At 69.0% G+C, this 16744-nt stretch carries 12 protein-coding genes and 3 pseudogenes; 5 read left to right on the top strand and 10 right to left on the bottom strand.

What is annotated here, in order from left to right:
• Positions 1-319 precede the first annotated feature (319 nt).
• Together ACZ69M_RS48835 and ACZ69M_RS48830 are read right to left on the bottom strand one after the other, a co-directional pair.
• Positions 320-850, bottom strand: a complete 531-nt coding sequence (locus tag ACZ69M_RS48835; RefSeq protein ID WP_470060163.1) for a GNAT family N-acetyltransferase — start codon at positions 848-850, stop codon at positions 320-322.
• A gap of 553 nt (positions 851-1403) precedes the next feature.
• Positions 1404-2651 (bottom strand): MFS transporter, encoded by a 1248-nt coding sequence (locus ACZ69M_RS48830; RefSeq protein WP_470060209.1) that lies wholly within the window; start codon positions 2649-2651, stop codon positions 1404-1406.
• A 205-nt stretch (positions 2652-2856) separates the two neighbouring features.
• Between ACZ69M_RS48830 and ACZ69M_RS48825 the strand changes: the two genes are divergently transcribed.
• Entirely contained in the window at positions 2857-2991 is a 135-nt protein-coding gene (locus tag ACZ69M_RS48825; protein WP_257017117.1) for a hypothetical protein, read from the top strand.
• A gap of 96 nt (positions 2992-3087) precedes the next feature.
• A complete protein-coding gene (locus ACZ69M_RS48820) occupies positions 3088-4605 on the top strand; it encodes an aKG-HExxH-type peptide beta-hydroxylase (RefSeq protein WP_470060162.1) in 1518 nt (505 codons plus the stop codon).
• A gap of 55 nt (positions 4606-4660) precedes the next feature.
• Here ACZ69M_RS48820 and ACZ69M_RS48815 read toward each other — a convergent pair whose 3' ends face one another.
• Positions 4661-5356, bottom strand: coding sequence for a LuxR C-terminal-related transcriptional regulator (locus ACZ69M_RS48815; protein ID WP_470060161.1), 696 nt, complete (start codon positions 5354-5356; stop codon positions 4661-4663).
• Between the two features lie 358 nt (positions 5357-5714).
• Here ACZ69M_RS48815 and ACZ69M_RS48810 point away from each other — a divergent pair, with 358 nt between their 5' ends.
• Positions 5715-6827, top strand: coding sequence for an ABC transporter substrate-binding protein (locus tag ACZ69M_RS48810; RefSeq protein WP_470060160.1), 1113 nt, complete (start codon positions 5715-5717; stop codon positions 6825-6827).
• A 265-nt stretch (positions 6828-7092) separates the two neighbouring features.
• On the opposite strand, the gene ACZ69M_RS48805 is transcribed toward ACZ69M_RS48810, so the two are convergent.
• The 6 genes and pseudogenes from ACZ69M_RS48805 to ACZ69M_RS48780 form a co-directional block, all read right to left on the bottom strand.
• Positions 7093-8337, bottom strand: coding sequence for a ricin-type beta-trefoil lectin domain protein (locus ACZ69M_RS48805; RefSeq protein WP_470060159.1), 1245 nt, complete (start codon positions 8335-8337; stop codon positions 7093-7095).
• 673 nt (positions 8338-9010) lie between these two features.
• Positions 9011-10090: pseudogene (locus tag ACZ69M_RS48800) on the bottom strand (sensor histidine kinase).
• Positions 10083-10811 carry a response regulator transcription factor gene (locus tag ACZ69M_RS48795; protein ID WP_470060158.1) on the bottom strand — a complete coding sequence of 243 codons (729 nt, stop codon included), beginning with the start codon at positions 10809-10811 and terminating at the stop codon, positions 10083-10085. Before ACZ69M_RS48795 ends, ACZ69M_RS48800 begins: the two are co-directional and overlap by 8 nt.
• A gap of 92 nt (positions 10812-10903) precedes the next feature.
• On the bottom strand, positions 10904-11632 hold the full coding sequence (locus tag ACZ69M_RS48790; protein ID WP_470060208.1) for a VanZ family protein: 729 nt from the start codon (positions 11630-11632) through the stop codon (positions 10904-10906).
• A 90-nt stretch (positions 11633-11722) separates the two neighbouring features.
• A pseudogene (locus tag ACZ69M_RS48785) lies at positions 11723-12210 on the bottom strand (transposase family protein); the annotation flags it as partial.
• Positions 12211-12252: 42 nt separating this feature from the next.
• Complete coding sequence (locus tag ACZ69M_RS48780; RefSeq protein ID WP_470060157.1) at positions 12253-13677, bottom strand: Mucin-2; 1425 nt, start codon at positions 13675-13677, stop codon at positions 12253-12255.
• Between the two features lie 804 nt (positions 13678-14481).
• Here ACZ69M_RS48780 and ACZ69M_RS48775 point away from each other — a divergent pair.
• On the top strand, positions 14482-15126 hold the full coding sequence (locus ACZ69M_RS48775) for a hypothetical protein (protein WP_470060156.1): 645 nt from the start codon (positions 14482-14484) through the stop codon (positions 15124-15126).
• A gap of 191 nt (positions 15127-15317) precedes the next feature.
• Here the strand turns inward: ACZ69M_RS48775 and ACZ69M_RS48770 are convergent.
• Positions 15318-15438 (bottom strand): annotated as a pseudogene (locus ACZ69M_RS48770) (IS5-like element IS4811 family transposase); the annotation flags it as partial.
• A gap of 139 nt (positions 15439-15577) precedes the next feature.
• On the opposite strand from ACZ69M_RS48770, the gene ACZ69M_RS48765 reads away from it, so the two are divergent.
• Positions 15578-16708, top strand: coding sequence for a protein kinase family protein (locus tag ACZ69M_RS48765; RefSeq protein ID WP_470060155.1), 1131 nt, complete (start codon positions 15578-15580; stop codon positions 16706-16708).
• Positions 16709-16744: the final 36 nt, after the last annotated feature.

Here is a 16744-nt window from a genome sequence, read left to right as displayed (position 1 = left end):
TTCTTCTCGTCGGAGCGCCCGATCATGTTCGGCAACCCTGGGATGGGGCAGTACGGGTGACTGCCGACGGCGCGTTCTCGACTTCGCCAACACCGATTCCTATGGCCAGGGCTGGATGTTCGAGAGTGACATCGACCCATTGGCGTCGGACGAGCAAGTCACCGATCGATGACTGGAAAGGCGACTGGGCGTCGGGCGCCGACCCCGATCGCCGGGACGACGCCAGCTTCGCCGACTTCGCCGTCCCGGACGGCAACACCTGGGCGCTCCAGGAAATCGGCCGAATCAGCGACAGCACCAGAGCCGTTGCGCACGTTGCCTACAGAGTGATCCAGTAGCGGCGCTTCATGCCCGCGTTGGTTGTGCGGACATCTTCCAGGACACCACCGTTGCGTTCGATGCTGCGCGCCGACGCGACGTTGTCGTCGTCGCACGTGACGAGGACTCGGTCCAGGCCGAGCGCACGGGCCTCCGGTAGAACCGCCCCGAGAGCCCAGGTGGCCAAGCCGCGTCGCCGGAAGGAGGGCCGGATGCTGTAGCCGATGTGACCGCCGATGTCGAGCAGAAGGGCGTTCAGGTAGTGCCGTAGGTCAACGGCCCCCAGATAGCTGTCGCCCTCGACGATCCACCAATGGGTCGCGTGGACGCGCTCCTCCCCGACGGCAACCGACCTGTCCGACTGCTGTCGCAGTCGTTCGACCCACTCCGAGAAAACCTCGGGGTTGTCGAGGTCGGCACCAGGAGCGAGACGCAGACCCGTCCCGTCCTGATGGGCACCCGGAGACCACTCGTCACGCGCCGCGAGCCATGAGGAATGCAGCCGACCTGTGGGTGCGATCAGTTCAGGCATACGGGCGACGCTAGCACTCGTTCGTCTCCCGTGATCACGGTTTTCCCCGCTGGGTTGTGGGCGTGTGCCTGCCATGCGGTGAGGCTGGGGTTGCGCTGGTAGGCCACTGCCTGGACCGCGTGCTGGAGGCCATTGCCGCGCTGCCGACGGCAGTCGCGGTGGATGGTGTAGTGCTTCATGCGGGCGAAGGCATGCTCGACGCGGGCCCGTACCCGGAGACGCTCCGCGCTGTCTGTTTCCTGGCCGGCACACGTAGACGAAGCCGCCCCTGGCCGTAGTACAGCAGTCCCAGCCGTGGGTGATGGTGCGCCGCTCGCGGGCGATCGTGCCGTGCCTGTCCCGTTGGTGTCGCTGCCAAGCGCAAGAACGCTGCGCTCCTGCACCGGCCTCCACGGGTCGGCTTCGGCATCCGTACCTGATCGTTCCTCGGGCATCGTCCGGCGCCAACACGGTACCCTTGTCCCGCCAACGCCTCGGTGTGCAGGCCGAGTTGCGGCTCGGAGTACGGCTGAGTCCTTGGCTGACATGACGTCAGGTCCGCAAGGGTCCGGCCCTACTGCCCGCGTCCCGTGCGCCACGGGGCGATACACCTTGCCACGCACACCGTCGCAAGACCGGCGAGTGCCATGGCCACGCCGGCGTCGGTGAACTCGGCGACGGCCCCGAACACGACCGGTCCCGCTCCCTGTACGGTCATCAGCCCGGCGGTGAGCAGACCGAACGCCTGGCCGCGGCCGGCCTCCGGGACCGCGTCGAGGAAGGGGCGTTGGAGTCCGAGCGCGTAGGCGAACCCCGTTCCGGTGACCAGCAGGAGGCCCGCGCACACCACCCACGGCGGATCCAGCGCGAAGCCTGCCAGCGGCAGGCCGATGACCACCACCAGCGCGGCGACCAGGCGTTCCCGTACGGCGGGACGGACGAAGCGGCCGACGGCCAGGTCACCGGCGAGCATGCCGACCGGCAGACAGGCCAGCAGGAGTCCGGCCGAACCGGCGGGCATGCCGCGACCGCCCGCGAACGGGACGATCAGGCTCTCGGCGCCGGCGACAAACGCGGGCGGCAGCCACTGGGCGAGCAGGAGCCTGCGGACCCTGCGCTCGGCGAGCAGCTTCGTGTTGCCGGACCAACTATGGCGCAGTACCGAGCTGAAGCCCTGCCGCGGTCCGTGCCGTACCGCCTGCTCGGGTGCGGGCAGGTCGGGCAGCCGGAAGCGGACGGCGACCGCGGCGGCCAGGTAGGCGCCCGCGCTGAGCAGGAGTGAGGTCCGCGGGCCAAGAAGCTCGACCGCGGCACCGCCGCCGGCCAGGCCGAGCAGTTGCGCCGCGGACGCGGACATGTTGGACAACGACCGTCCCAGGACGTAGGCGTCACCGGTGAGCGTCTCGGCGATGAGTCGGTTGGTCACGCCGCTGAAGGCGGGGGTCAGGCAGGCCACGGCGGCGATGACGACCAGGAGCGCCGCCACCGGTAAGTGGGCCGTCCCCATGACAGTGGCCGCCGCACACTGGAGGCCGTATCCCGCGGTGACGAGCCGGCGTGGTCGGGCGCGGTCGGCGAGCGAGCCGAGGAGGAGCGAACCGGCGAGCTGCGGCAGGAAGCCGACACCGAACGTCAGGGCGCCCAGCAGGGGTGAGCCGGTCGTCGCGAAGACAATCACCGAAAGGGTCATGATCCGCAGCGAGTCGGCCGTGACCGTCAGGGTCCGGGTCACGAACAGCAGCCGGAAGCGCCGGTTGGCCAGCACTTCCCGATACGTGGCGCGCCGTTCCGGGGTGAGGGCGGGGGCGGAGGTCACGGGCAGCAGCGTGCCGGGCGCCCCTCGTCCCGGTCGGCCGTTACGCCGGAGGCGTAAGCCCATCAGCGTGCCTGCCGGGGCTTGGGACAAAAATCAGGACAACAGTCCCATCGGTACGGGACGCGGGGTGCCGGAGAATGACGCATCCGGGCGGGATGCCATCCGCCCTGCCCGGGCCTGCTCCGTCCAGAGACGACCGAAGGGACCGGACATGCTGGTAGACCACATCGAGACCCCCGACCTGGCTCCGCAGACCTACCTCGACGACGAGGCCCCGGAGGTTGCCGTCGACGCACCTGAGGAGCGCGCCTGGCTCCCGTCGTACCAGGCGGTCCGGACCGCCTGACGCGCGGCGCGTCCCGTCGGCACCGGGCCCGAGACAGGGCCCGGTGCCGATGCCTTCCGTCCACGTCCGCCGCCCGACCCCGAAGGACGGTCCTCGTTGCCCGCTTCACCTTCCGCCGCCGAGCCGGTCACCGACCGGGTGGCGCAGGCCGACACCATGCTCTGCGCCGATCGGCAGTTCGGCGACTCCGCCGCCATCGGCGAGCGCAACCTCGCCCGGTTCCGGCTGGGCCTGACCATGCTGGCGCGGCATGACGGCGAAGCAGCGGACGTGCTGCGGACAACGGCCGCGGCGGCCGACGAACACCTCCGCCCGCTGCTGTACGACCCGGTGCTGCGCAACTGCTTCGAGGTCGACCTCGCGCGACTGGAGAGCGGCCGACTCGGACACAGCTCGTTCGGCGCCTACGTGAACGGTTACGTGCCGGCCTTGGCGGCGGACGCCCCGTCCGCCATGGGGCCCTGCGAAGCCCTCATCCGTCCGCACCGGAGTGCCTGGCCCGGTCTCGGGGACGCCTGGGTGCTGACCGAGCCGACGCCACACGGCAGTGCGCAGGAGATGCTGGCCGGGCGCCTCATGGAGCTGTACCGCGGCGCGCTCGGCGACAGCCGGGCGGCAGCCCCGGTCGATCCGGCGGACGGCGTCCGTGCCGTCCTGCGGGAGGGCGCGGAACTCCTCGCGACTCTGCTGCCCGCCGCTGGAGCCGGTGTACTCACCCACGTCACCATGGTGGGCTTCACCCACAGGGAGAGCGAAGAGGGCCCCCTGCAGTCCATGTCCGGCGGCGACCCGCTTCCCTCGACGGTGCTGCTGGCGCCCGAACGCTGTACGTCTCCATGGCTCGCCGCCGAGAGCCTGCTGCACGAGGGCGCCCACCTCAAGCTCTTCGACGCGCTCCGTACGGGCTCCGTGGTCAAGAACGCCACCGAGCGCGTCCCGATCCCTTGGCGGATCGGTTCGTGGACGGTCATCCGGGTGTTCGTAGCCCTGCATTTCTACGTGCACCTGCTCGTCTTCCGGGCCGCGGCGGCCGCCGCGGGTGAAGCGGTCAGGGAGAGGTTCGGTCCGCCCCCGTCGGTCGAGGACCTCGACGAGCCAAGCCCCGGCACCCCGGCCGCTCGCAGCGGGCAATACCGGACCAGTGCGGAACGGGCCCGCTACCTCGCCGAGTGCGTGCTGTCCCTGCCGGAGCAGGCGCTCACCGAGAACGGGCACCGGTTCGCTCGCTGGCTCCTCACCGCGCTCCGTCTGGTGGACGACGACGCGCCGCGGCCCCATGACCGTGCCGCGGCGGCGACCCGGCGGGGGGAACCGTGGCAGCCGCCGGAGCATCCCTCAGGAGGCGTCGTCCAGCGGATCACCCCGGTGGACGCATGCGCCCTGCCCGGCCTGGGACAACTCGTCGTGAGCCCCACGCGGTCGGCTCGCATGCACTGGCTGAACGCGCGCTCGTGGACGGTCTACTCCTTGTGCGACGGGCGTGACCTCGGCTCGGTACGCACGGCCTACGCCCGAGCGGTCGATCTCCCGGCCGACTCGGAGGAGGTCAACCGGCAGGTGAGTGACAGCGTGCGCCGGCTTGTGGCAGCCGACCTCATCACCCACGACATGTGACACTCTCCGCCCCGGGCACCAGTTCCGTCGGCAACGGCTATTCCGCTGCTGCGCGTTACGTACTTGCGGAGCCGGAGCCGGAGCCGGAGCCGGAGTCGGAGTCGGAGTCGGGGGCGGTCGTTTCCAGGCCGGCCAGCCGTGCGGACACAATGGCCTCCAACCGACTGGAGACATGAATTTTCGGCAGGATGGCCGAGACGTAATTGCGTACGGTCTTCTCCGATATGAACAGCTCCTGCGCTATTCGGCGGTTTCCGTAGCCGAGCGAGACCAGTCGCAGCACTTCCCGTTCCCGGTTCGTAAGCGCCGGGAACGGGAGCGTGCCGTCGGCCTCCGCCAGACGCACCAAGAGGGCGGAGAGTTCGCCACCGGTTCGCGGCCCCAGCGTGACGTACCCCCGCTGTACGGCCCGCACGGTGCGCAGCACGTCCACCGTCGCTGTGTTCTTGAGCAGGTAGCCCGTGGCCCCCGCCATCAGGCTGGTCAGCAGCAGGCTGTCGTCGTCGTGCTCCGGGGAGACCGCGGCGACCAGTCGCGGCGCCGGGTAGTGCCGACGTAGTTGCTGGAGCAGCCCGATTCCCGCGCGGCCGGGCAGGTCGAGGTCGACGATGACCACATCGGGCTTTTCCTCCCGGACCGCCCGCACGCCGGCGTGCGGGTCGTGGGTTCCTGCGGCGACGGTGATCCCGCCATCTTCCAACGCGGACCGTAAGCCGCCCAGAATCAGGGGAATGCTCTCTATTACCACCACACGCGTACCGAAATGTCGGACCGCATTGGCCATTCTGGCCCTTCCTCACACCCGGGCCGGCGTGAGGCGCAACGAAGCGTCTTCCCCACACCGCAATGATCAACGTTCGGGTGAAAGCGTAGAACCCCAGTTGATCGACGGCCGGTACAGCGCATGTGCGGATCCGGCGGAGCGTCGGGGGACGCCATCGGAGCGGTGTGGTGTGGCCCGCTATCCGCTGCCAGGGAGGGCCTACTGACAGCCACAGAAACGGCCGCCGAAATCGGCAATCTCGACTCGGCTACTCTCGGTTCTCCTGACGTTCACTCTGTGATCCGGGCAGACTACGACCGAATCGTCACTCGGGAGACGCCAACGCATGAATACGCCACCATCGCCGCCTGCAGCGGAGCGGACTGGCGGAACAACCGTCCGGATCGGCGCTCTCGTTCCGCTGACTCGGCCCGGTTGGGTCGAGGCAGGCCGACACTTGCTCGCTGGACTCGAGCTGGCCGTTCGCGAAGTCAACGACGCCGGCGGGATCGTAGGAAGACCACTCGAGCTGGTGGTCCGAGACACCGCGGCCGATCCACAGAGGGCCGCGGCGGCCGTGGACGAATTGGCTCGCCTGGGCGTGGCTGCCTTGGCGGGGGAGTATCACAGCGTCGTCGCCCGTGCCGCTGCCGCCAGGGCCGACTCCCTCGGCCTGCCGTTCCTCTGCTCGTCAGCGGTTCTCGACGCGCTCACCGAGGAGCCGACGGAATGGGTCGCGCGTCTCGCCCCGGCACAGTCCCACGGCTGGCGGATCTATGCAGACTTCCTCCTCAGCACGGGCCACAGCCGCATCGCCGTAGCAGCCGAGCCGAGTGTCTACTGGGCATCCGGGGCCCGCATTCTGCGGGACTACCTCGCTCCGCGCGGCGGCACCGTCATCGAACTCGACATGCGCACGATCGCCCCCGCAGACGTGTGCGACGAACTCGTCGACCATCGCGCGACAGCCCTCCTTCTTCTGGTCGGCCACCCGGAGCCGGCAGTGTCGATCGTCAAGTCCGTCCGCCGCGACCAGCGCCTCGCCGAGATCATGATTGGTGCTCCGGCCGGGCAACCGGAGTTCGCCGAATGGGCGACGTTGCTGGGCGACGACAGCGCCGCGATCCCGTTCTTGCGCTACCTGCCCGAGCGCCTCAGCCCGCTCGGTGCACGAGTCGAGACGGCCCTCCGCGAACGGCTCGCCGTAGCGCCCTCGTTCGTCGCCTTCGAGGGCTACGACACGGTCGCCGTCCTCGCCGATGTGCTGCGTTCTCACAGCGCGGACCGGGCGCGCACTGCCGAATCCTGGCCGCGTGTCGCAGTCGAAGGCACCCGCGGGAACATCCAGTTCTCCCGCACGCCAGGCATCAGCGTCTGGCAATGGGCCTGGACGTCAGTCCAAGTCGTTGATCGAGATCCGGCGCAACCTGATCGCTTTCGGATCCTCCACGCCGGCTGAGAGGGCCCGGTAGTCCGACTGCCTGGATCTGTCCGAAAGGACATCCTGCGGCGGCCCTGTAGGCAGCGCAGGGCCTCCGGCCGATCGTGATCGGCCGGGAGGTGTTGTTCCGAACCAGTACAAGAGGCAACCCGGTAAACATTCCCGGTCACAGCACTGGCTGAGGGTGTGCCAGTTCGTGCGGGGGACACGTACGGGGGTCCGGCCGGGGCGAACCCCCACCGTCCCCCCGTCCCCCCGTTCCCCCGTCCCCCGTGGCGGAATCTCAGCTCACGTTCCACTTCTGGTTGGCGCCGCCCGAGCACGACCAGATCTGCAGCCGGGTGCCGTTGGCCGAGCTGTTGCCCGTCGCGTCCAGACACTTGTTGGCCTGCGGATTCACGATGTCGTGGGCCGCGCTGACGGACCACTTCTGGTTGGGCCCGCCCGTGCAGTCCCACAGCTGTACGGTCGAGCCGTCCGCCGTGCCGTTGCCGGTGACATCGAGGCACTTGCCCAGCGCGCGTATGGTGCCGTCGGAGGAGACCGTCCACTGCTGGGCCGTGGTGCCGTTGCAGTCGTAGAGCTGTACGGGCGTGCCGTTGGCTGGGTTCGCCCCGGCCACGTCCACGCACTTGCCGGCGAGGCCGGTGATCGGGCCGCCGGTGGACCCCGAACCGTCGCTCGTCGTCACCTTCACCTCGTCCACCACCAACTGCTGCGGGAAGACGGTGGAGCCGTCGGGGTCGCCCGGCCAGTAGCCGCCGACCGCGAGGTTGAGGATCATGAAGAACGGCTTGTTGAACACCCAGGTCTTGCCGCCCAGATCGACGGGCGTGCGCCGCTGGTACACCGTGCCGTCCACCGACCAACTGATCGAGTCGGGAGCCCAGTCGACGGCGAAGGTGTGGAAGGCGTCGGCGAAGGCCTGGCCGCCCGGCAGGGAGTAGGCGGCTCCGATGCCCCCGGATCCCGAGTACCCGGGCCCGTGGATGGTGCCGTGCACGGTCGAGGGTTCGAAGCCGACGTTCTCCATGACGTCGATCTCGCCCGAGTTCGGCCAGCCGACCTGCCCGATGTCGCTGCCGAGCATCCAGAAGGCGGGCCACATGCCCTGCCCGCGCGGGATCTTCATCCGCGCCTCGACATGGCCGTAGGTTCCGGTGAACTTCCCGGAGGTGTTCATCCGGGCGGAGGTGTACTCGCAACGCCCGTACCAGCACTGGTAGTTGCCGGGATTCTCGCGGCGAGCGGTGATCACCAGGTGACCCTGGCCGTCCAGCGCCGCGTTGTTGCTTCCGGACGTGTAGTACTGCCGCTCGTGGTTGTTGACGTTGTCTCCGGTCTCGATCTGCCACTTCGAGGTGTCGACGCCCGCGCCCGCGGCACCGTCGAACGTGTCGGAGAAGGTGGTGACGGCCGCGGCCGCCGTGGGGGGATCCGCCTGGGCGGGAACGATGGCGGCAGCCGTGACGAGCGCTGCGGACAACGCTGCCAAGAGGCATCTGCGCAGGAGACGTGGGGAGTCCAAGACTCTCCCTTCCGTACGGTGCACCGAAAAGGGGGCGCCGACTGAGGTGGGGGGTGCGTGCATCGCCTCTTGATTTAAGGAGTGAGGTAAGGGGGTGTCAATACTTTGGTCCGGACCAGCCCTTCGGGTTCGGCTCAGGCTTCCTGGGAGTCGAGCCGGTTGCGGAATCGACGCAGTGGGCACACCGCCCGGCCGAGCCGCCGTCCCAGCTGCAGACAACCCACCAGCGCGCCAATGGTGTTGAGAATGACTCGTCGATGTCGAGGGCGCGGCAGGCACCGCGGCCGGCCGCCCTGCAGGGCCGATCCTGACCTGTTCCCGCACCACCGTCAGCAACCTTCCGAACTCCCTCACCCGCAGCCCAGTGAACGTCTCCACACACGGCTCGGCCCTCAACACCCCAGCCGAGCAAGGGACATGCCCGGCTCACGGGCGTCTGCAACACGCTTCAGTTGGCGACGTTCATCCCCCTGAGGTCAAGGAGGCAGGGCTGCTCCAGGGCATCGGCGGCAGGCCGACGAAGGAGCTGCCCGCGCGCCGACTCGGCGCGGCGAGGGACCGGCCGGCGGCAGAACCGACCTTCCGTTCTGAAGGTTGACCCGTACGGGGCGGGACCCTGGCCTGCACCGAATTTCCAGTCAACGATCCAGTGGGTCCCGCTCGGGGACGACGCCTACGGTGTGCCAGGAAGCCGTACCGTGACGAGGAGACCGCCGGCGGGGCGGGGGACGAGGTCGAGAGTCCCGCCGTGAGCGCGGACGATGCTGTGCACGATGGCCAGGCCGAGGCCGACGCCGGCGTGCCCGTCGGTGCGTACGCGTTCAGATCCGCGCTGGAAGGGTTCGGTGAGGGTCGGTACCAGTCCGGGAGGGAGGCGACGGCCGGTGTTCTCGACCCGCAGCACACTCGTGTCGCCGTGAGCCTCGGTGTGGACCGTCACGGTGCCGTCGGCGGGGAGGTTGTGGACGATGGCGTTCTGGACGAGGTTCGTCACCAGCCGCAGCAGAAGCTCCGCGGAGCCGCTGGTCTGGGCCGCCCCGCCGGTGACGTCGAGCGTGATCCGGCGCTGTTCGGCGAGGGGTAGCAGCGTTTCGGCGGCTTCTTCGGCGATGAGGGAGAGGTCGACGCTCTCGCGGGTGAAGTTGCCGCGGTCGCCGCGGCTGAGCAGCAGGAGGGCCTCGGTGAGGTCGATCGCCCGCGTATTGACAGCGTGCAGGCGTTCGATGAGTTCGCCCCGGTCCCGCGTGGGGTCCTTGCGGGCGACGTCGAGGAGCGTCCGCTAGATCGCCAGCGGGGTGCGCAGTTCGTGGGAGGCATTCGCGGCGAACCTCTGCTGCTCGGCGACATGGGACTCGAGTTGCTGGAGCATCGAGTCGAACGCGTCGGAGAGTTCACGGAATTCGTCCTGGCGGCCCTTCATGCGGATCCGGTGGGACAGCGACCCGCTCCCGGCCACCCGTGCCGCATGTGTGATCTGTGTGAGTGGTGCGAGCATCCGGCCGGCGAGGAGCCATCCCCCGACGAGGCCGAACACGAGCAGGAAGGCCATCGCCACGGCCGCGGCGGGGGCGAAGGTGTGGACAAGGAGGTAGCGGTTGGGTGAGATCCCGAGAAGCCCCCGGGAGTTGTTGGGTACGTAGCGCAGCAGGAACACCCACACCACGGCCAGCAGGAGAGCGCCGGCGACGGCGAGGAATCCGGCGTAGCTGAGGGTGAGTTTCAGCCGGGCGCTGAGCCCTGGGCGTCTATGCATGCGCACTGCCGGGGTCAGTGGTGTCTCTGCCGGGGGCGATGGTGTCCATACGGCTGTCCCTACCGGTGTCGATCCGGTAGCCGACGCCGGGCACCGTGGCGATGATCCATGGTTCGCCGAGCCGTTTGCGCAGTGCGGAGACGGTGATGCGGACGGCGTTGGTGAGGGGGTCGGCGTTCTCGTCCCAGGCCCGTTCCAGCAGTTCTTCGGCGCTGACGACCCCGCCCTCGGCGGCGACGAGGACTTCAAGGACGGCGAACTGCTTACGGGTCAGCGCGACGTAGCGTCCGTCGCGGAAGACCTCGCGGCGGAAGGGGTCGAGCAGCAGGCCCGCGATCTCGCGGACCGGTGGCCGGGCGTACGCGCGTCTGCGGTCGAGCGCCCTCAGCCGCAGGACGAGCTCGCGCAGCTCGAACGGTTTGGTGAGGTAGTCGTCGGCGCCGAGCTCGAAGCCGGAAGCCTTGTCGTCGATCCGGTCGGCGGCGGTGAGCATGAGGATCGGGATGCCGCTGCCGGAGGCGACGATGCGCCGGGCGACCTCGTCGCCGGAGGGGCCGGGGATGTCGCGGTCGAGGACCGCGAGGTCGTAGGAGTTGACGCTGAGCAGTTCCAGGGCGGAGTCGCCGTCGCCGGCGATGTCGGCGGCGATCGCCTCCAGCCGCAGCCCATCACGGACGGCTTCTGCCAGGTAGGGCTCGTCCTCCACGATCAGTACGCGCATGACTGAAGCCTAAGCAGCGCAACATATCGCCGTCGTATGCAAGGAGGTACGCAAGGACGTGTGCAATGACATGTGCACACCGCACGCGCTACTCAGTCTGCCGGTGCCGGTGCCGGTGCCGGTGCCGGTGCCGGCGCGGGGCGAGGCTGGTCCGACGGCGCTTGCGCAGTAGTGCGCCACCAGCGGCGCGACGCCAGCGCGGCCAGCGTGGCGCCGATGGCGTTGACCAGTACGTCGTCCACGGAGGACACCCGGTCGAGGCGCAGGACGTACTGTGCGGTTTCGACCAGGACCGAGCAGCCCGCCCCGAGCGCCAGGATCCGCGGCACGGACGCCAGCGCCGCGAACCGCATCGGGGCGAAGAACCCCAGCGCCGCGAAGATCAGCAGGTTGCCGACGATCTGGCCCGTCCCCATCGTGACCAGGTCCCGCAGCGGTACCAGGCTCACCCGGGCGGGGACGGTGCCGGCCCCGGCGCCCGGCATCATGGTCATCCATATGAACGGCACCGGCCCGTGGACCATGCCCACCTCGGCCAGCGACATCCGCCACGCCGATGTGACGCCGGTGGCACGTCGACGGCACGCCAGAGCCCACACCACCAGCGCGGCCAACGGCAGCGCGACCAACGTCATGAGCACCACACCGTTGAACGTATCGAAGCAGCCATGCCACCGCCCGGCCATGCACATCGGAGCGGACATCATGAGCGGCCGCCGCACGACGAACGCGGCGCTCATCATGCCGAGGATCGCCAGGCTGAGGAGCACGATCCTGCGCGCGCGGCGGGGCGGCGCTGACAGGCATGTGTTGTGGTTCATGCCCCCATTGGAGACGGAGGGCCGTTGCGGTGGGGTATGCGATTTTCGATACGCCCGCGATACACGGGATCCCCTAGGGAGTGAGAGTCGCACCGTGAGGGCAAGATCGTGAAGTCGGGCGGTGCCGAGCATGGCTTGGTGGACGCCGTTGTCCTTGAGTCGGCAGTCCCGCAGGATCTTCCAGATCTTCAGGCGGGACAGGGCGTGCTCGACGCGGGCGCGTGCTGTGCGGTGAACCCGGTTCTCGGCTTCCTGCTCGGCACTCAGATGTCGTTGGCTTCTCCGTCGGCGATGATCGGAGCTCCGCGACTGGACCGGTCAACGCCGGATGCGTTGGCGTTGATGACGATCTGCGGGTTCGTCGAGTTCCGGTGGTTCTCGCTCGATGCGGAGATGCTGCGGTCGCGGGTTGGCACCAGCGTTCCGTCCACGGTGTACGCGGTGCCCTTGCGCGGCTGGTTGGGCAGCGAGATCGCCATCTGCAGGGCGAGATGGTTCAGGTTCCGATCGGCCGGGGACTCCGAGATCCTGAACAGCGGCGCGATCTGCCGCAACGTGAGGTTCGTCCGCCAGTACGTCAGCTGCGAGTACCTCGGCCGCGTCGCTCCAGGCGCTCCTCGTCATGCGGGCACCCCGGCCACGTCCATGACTACGGCCATCTCACCCGGGGGGAGGGCGGGGTTGGCACCCGCGCTGGAGGCCAGCTCGGGCAGGGCGAGGGCCTCGAGGAGCCGGGGGAGCGGCAGGCGTGGGTCGCGTGCAGCCGCCTGGCGCGTCCAGACGTCCGGGTCGTGGCTGAGTCGCTCGATCAGGTCGGGGTCGGCGGCGGGGTCGCGGACTACCAGTTGTCGGTAGATCCCGTCCGGATGGTCCGCGTAGCGGGCGGCGAGCCCCGCGCGGGGGAAGCGGGGGTGGCCGGTCGCCATCCAGGCGGAGAACGTCCCGCCGAGCCGTGCGTACACGCTCATCAGGACCTCCTCCGGGGTGTCGGGGTGATATATGGCCAGGTGGGTGCGCACGAGGATGTCCGTGTCCTCGGCCAGCAGCCGCAGGAGATCGGGTGGCAGATGGGGGCTGCGGGCGGCGGCGCGACGCAGCAGAGGATGGGTGGAGGTCGCGGCCCGGTGCAGTACGTCCTGATCGGCGATGCCGGCCGCCACCCAGTCCACGTCATCCCGTGCGTGCGGGGCCACTGTGAAGTCGATGGCGGCGCGCCGGGCTTCGGTCAGCTCGGGCCGGAGGGAGACGGCGAGCCGCACCCCTTCGTCGGGGTCGATGGCGAGACGGTCCACGAGGTCGGCCGGCAGGGACGGATTACCGGCGAGTTCGACCAGGTGGACGCCCTCGGCGAGGAACCGCTCGGCGTCCGCGCGGTCGAGAAGCCCACGGCGCAGCGCCTCGGGCCGGGCGGCGGGGTCGAGGAGCAGCGCCGCCGTGAGCCGTGCGTCGTGAGGACACGTGCACAGCGCAGCCCACCGTCGTACGTCACGGTCGGGGTCGTCGAGCAGCGTGGCATGCCCGTCCGCCGTGAGGTCGTCCCAGACCCGCAGGGCGGCACGTCGTGCGGCCGGATCGGGATGCCGGACCAGCGAGGCGAGGAAGGTCGGCGCCAAGTGGCGCGAGTGCAACAGTGCGCTACGTACGGACGGTTCGGGGTCTTCCAGGAGACGCATACACACGGCATCCGGCAGCGGACGGACCTTCGTCCGGTGATCGTGGGTCCACTCGGGTCCGCTTGCGACGGCGGCCCGCACCTTGGGTGAGGGGTCGTCCGCGAGCCGGGCCCGCTGTTCGGCATCCGCCTGGCCGCTCGTCGCGAACTCGACTCGCGCGTCCAGGACCGGGTGGGCGAGGACAGCCGCCACGGCCGACTCGGGCACCATCGGCCGGTGGAGGGCCTGGAAGGGCGGGCCGTGGCCCCCGCCGTCGAAGGCGATCAGTCGTAGCAGCAACGGTGTGGGAAGGGCCGGATTGGAGGCGACTCCGTCCAGCGCGGAGGAGTAGAAGGCGACCATGTCCCAGCTCTCCGCCCCGTCGCTTTGCATGCAACCCCGACGCCTACGCGGCTTCGGCCTTTCGGGTCAACGGCCGTCATCCTGTCACGGCCGAAGCTGTCTCCGCACGCGATCATCGAGAGCCCGCACGACGTCAGGTAGATGTCTCCCGCGCCGCGTCAGCCACAACAGCCCGGACCCTTCTACGGCGATCAGGCCGACTCGGACAGGCATGAACCTCCGGCGTGAACGTCACAACGATGCAGGCCGGCCTGCGGTCTGACTTGTCAACGCGGCGCGCGTAGCCAGTGCAGCCCCTGCCGAACCGGACAGTCACCAGCCCCTGCTCCTGTCCGGGTCCGGAACTCCGCATGCTCGCAACTACGCCCACGCCACGGCCGGCTCCGCCTCGTTCAGACAATCGCACGGCGACACTCGGGAGTAAGTTCGGCTCGGTGCCCTGGCGGATGCGTGGTCGCTTGAACTGGTGCGGCCAGGCGAAAGACGCGATGCCCCCAGGCCAGAGCCGTGGGCGACATCACGTCAGGCGAGGAAGAGTTTGATGTTCCCCTTCCCCTTCCGCAGCAGGCGGCGGCACTTGTTGTGGTCGTAGCCCGGGTCGGCGCAAGGCCGCCTGGGGCTCGCGGCTGCAGCGCCACCGGGCCCTGGATGCGGTCGCTTTTCCTGGGGCCGCAGGCCGAGGACGAAGGGCCGGCCGGTACCCGGGGCCGACCATCAATGATCCGGCGACTTTACATTTCACATACACGTCGTCAATGTGGGTTGTTCTTGGGATAGTTGTGACGCCTCGGGCGGATGTTCTGGCCGAGGGACTAACGATCCCGGGGGGGACCTGTGACTTTCATTCGCCGTGCCGTTACGGCGGCCGCTGCCGCCGTTGTCGTGCTCGTGGCGACGTCTGCGGACTTCGCTTCGGCCACCGGTGGGGAGCAGTCGTACATCGCCGCGGACGGCACGATTCAGGGATGCGTGAACTCGAGCGGTCACCTGCGCCTCGTCGAGGTGGGCTCCGCGTGCCGGACCCACGAGCAGTCCGTCACCTGGGCGCAGACCGGCCAGCAGGGGCCCGCTGGACCGAAGGGGGACACCGGGGCGCAGGGGGACACCGGAGCGCAGGGGTCGGCGGGACCGGCCGGTCAGCAGGGAGACACCGGACCGCAGGGCCCGGCCGGACCCACGGGTCCGCAGGGGCCCGCCGGAACCCCCGGTCTGGCGGGCGTGCACGTGGTGACCGTGTCGAAGAACGTCGGCGTCCTGGACGTGGTCGACGTGGACGCCACGTGCCCGGACGGCGAGATCGCCACCGGGGGCGGCTGGTACCTGCCCAGTTCTGACGCCCAATCGTATGGCTCGGAATTGCACTCCAACCCGATCCTCTCCGGCACCACGCCCGTCGGCTGGACCGCCGGGTTCCTGAACGGCGGCTACGAGCCGTACTACACGGCCTCCGTCTACGCGATCTGCGCCAAGACCGGCTGAGGCCTCAGAGGCGAGGGGCCCGGGTCCTTGCGCCTCTCCTGATCGTTTGAGAGCGAGGACGTCTCGCACAGGGGGCCGGTGAGGACAACGGGATGTAAGCCCGAGCGTCCCGGCGTGGATGCCGCCTGGCGACAGACTGGGCAGCTCAGAAGGCCTGTGCGGCAGGTAAGGGGCCAGGCTCATCTGGCCCCGGTCAGCCGACGGGTCATCAGCGTGATCGCCGCCCAGGGTGATCAGACCCTCAGAGCGCTGGACTGGCGGTTCGACGTCGCGGGCATGCCGACGTGCGTGCATGATCCAGGCGAGCGAGCGTCGTCACCACTACGGCGACCACGACCGATCTCCTCATCGACCTTCATCTACAGTGCAGAGGCAGCAGTTGGTGGACACTCGTGGACATGGTGGAAACGAGGTCGGCATTCCGATGCACGTAACGGTTGAGTATCCCGATATGTCGGAAGACGCGCGCTTGGCTGCCTACAGCTCGGTCTCCACCTCACTCGCCCTGCGAAGTGATCACCGGCTGGGCGAGCTTGTGGACGCCGCCGTGCCGCTCGGCTCCGGTATCGGCGGGAAGTCCGCGCTGCTGGAGGTTGACGGGAAGCCGGTCTTCGTGAAGCGGGTGCCGCTCACGGATTTGGAGCGGCTGCCGGAACATGTACGGTCCACGGCCAACCTGTTCGGGCTTCCCACCTTCTGCCAGTACGGCGTCGGCGGGCCCAGTTTCGGAGCGTGGCGGGAGCTCGCCGTTCACACCATGACGACGAACTGGGTGCTCGCAGGGCAGTACCAGGGGTTCCCGATGATGTACCACTGGCGCGTGCTGCCGGACACGGCCGCGCTTCCGCAAGAACTCGCGGACGTGGAGCGGGCTGTGGCCTATTGGGGAGGTCGGCCGGAGGTACGCCGTCGTATCGAGGCCCTTCAACAGTCCTCTGCGAGCCTCGCACTGTTCCTGGAGTACATCCCACAGACCCTGCACGAGTGGTTCGCCGAGCAGGTGCAGGCTGGTGAAGAGCCTGCTGACCGGGCTTGCTCCCTGGTGGAGGGCGAGCTGGAGGCCGGCACATCCTTCATGAACGCTCGCGGGCTCCTGCACTTCGACGCCCACTTTCAGAACATCCTGACCGACGGCCGACGCCTCTACTTCGCCGACTATGGCCTCGCCCTCTCCTCCCAATTTGATCTGTCACCGCCCGAGACCAGCTTCTTCGAACTGCACAGGACCTACGATCGCTGCTACACGCTCAGCTGGCTGGTGAACTGGCTCATCACGGCTCTGTACGGATACGACCGGAAAGAACGCGTGGCGCTCATTCGCGCATGTGCGGAAGGGGAGAACCCACCGGACGGACCGCAGGAGGCCAGGGCGATCCTCTCCCGTCATGCACCGCTCGCCGCAGTACTGACGGACTTCTACCTCAAGATCCAGGACGAGAACAGGGAAACCGCGTACCCGTTGAAGGCGCTCCGTAGGGCCCTCTATTCCACTGGTCTCGGAGGCTCCGGCGTCCCGAGCGGGCCTAGTACTCCAGCAGCGGTTCGCTATCTGGCCTGGTCAGAGATGTTGTCCGGAGTGTAGTTGGCTGATGGTGCGTCAGGGGCGGTCTTGCCGGAC

This window comes from Streptomyces sp. NPDC107454, assembly GCF_055582885.1.
This window is presented reverse-complemented; position numbering and strand designations above follow the sequence as displayed.

Excerpts from the sequence above, each read along its gene's own strand:
- ACZ69M_RS48835 (WP_470060163.1), bottom strand. The coding sequence starts at position 850 with ATGCCTGAACTGATCGCACCCACAGGTCGGCTGCATTCCTCATGGCTC.
- ACZ69M_RS48825 (WP_257017117.1), top strand. The coding sequence starts at position 2,857 with ATGCTGGTAGACCACATCGAGACCCCCGACCTGGCTCCGCAGACCTAC.
- ACZ69M_RS48810 (WP_470060160.1), top strand. The coding sequence starts at position 5,715 with ATGAATACGCCACCATCGCCGCCTGCAGCGGAGCGGACTGGCGGAACA.
- ACZ69M_RS48795 (WP_470060158.1), bottom strand. The coding sequence starts at position 10,811 with ATGCGCGTACTGATCGTGGAGGACGAGCCCTACCTGGCAGAAGCCGTC.
- ACZ69M_RS48790 (WP_470060208.1), bottom strand. The coding sequence starts at position 11,632 with ATGAACCACAACACATGCCTGTCAGCGCCGCCCCGCCGCGCGCGCAGG.
- ACZ69M_RS48780 (WP_470060157.1), bottom strand. The coding sequence starts at position 13,677 with ATGCAAAGCGACGGGGCGGAGAGCTGGGACATGGTCGCCTTCTACTCC.
- ACZ69M_RS48765 (WP_470060155.1), top strand. The coding sequence starts at position 15,578 with ATGTCGGAAGACGCGCGCTTGGCTGCCTACAGCTCGGTCTCCACCTCA.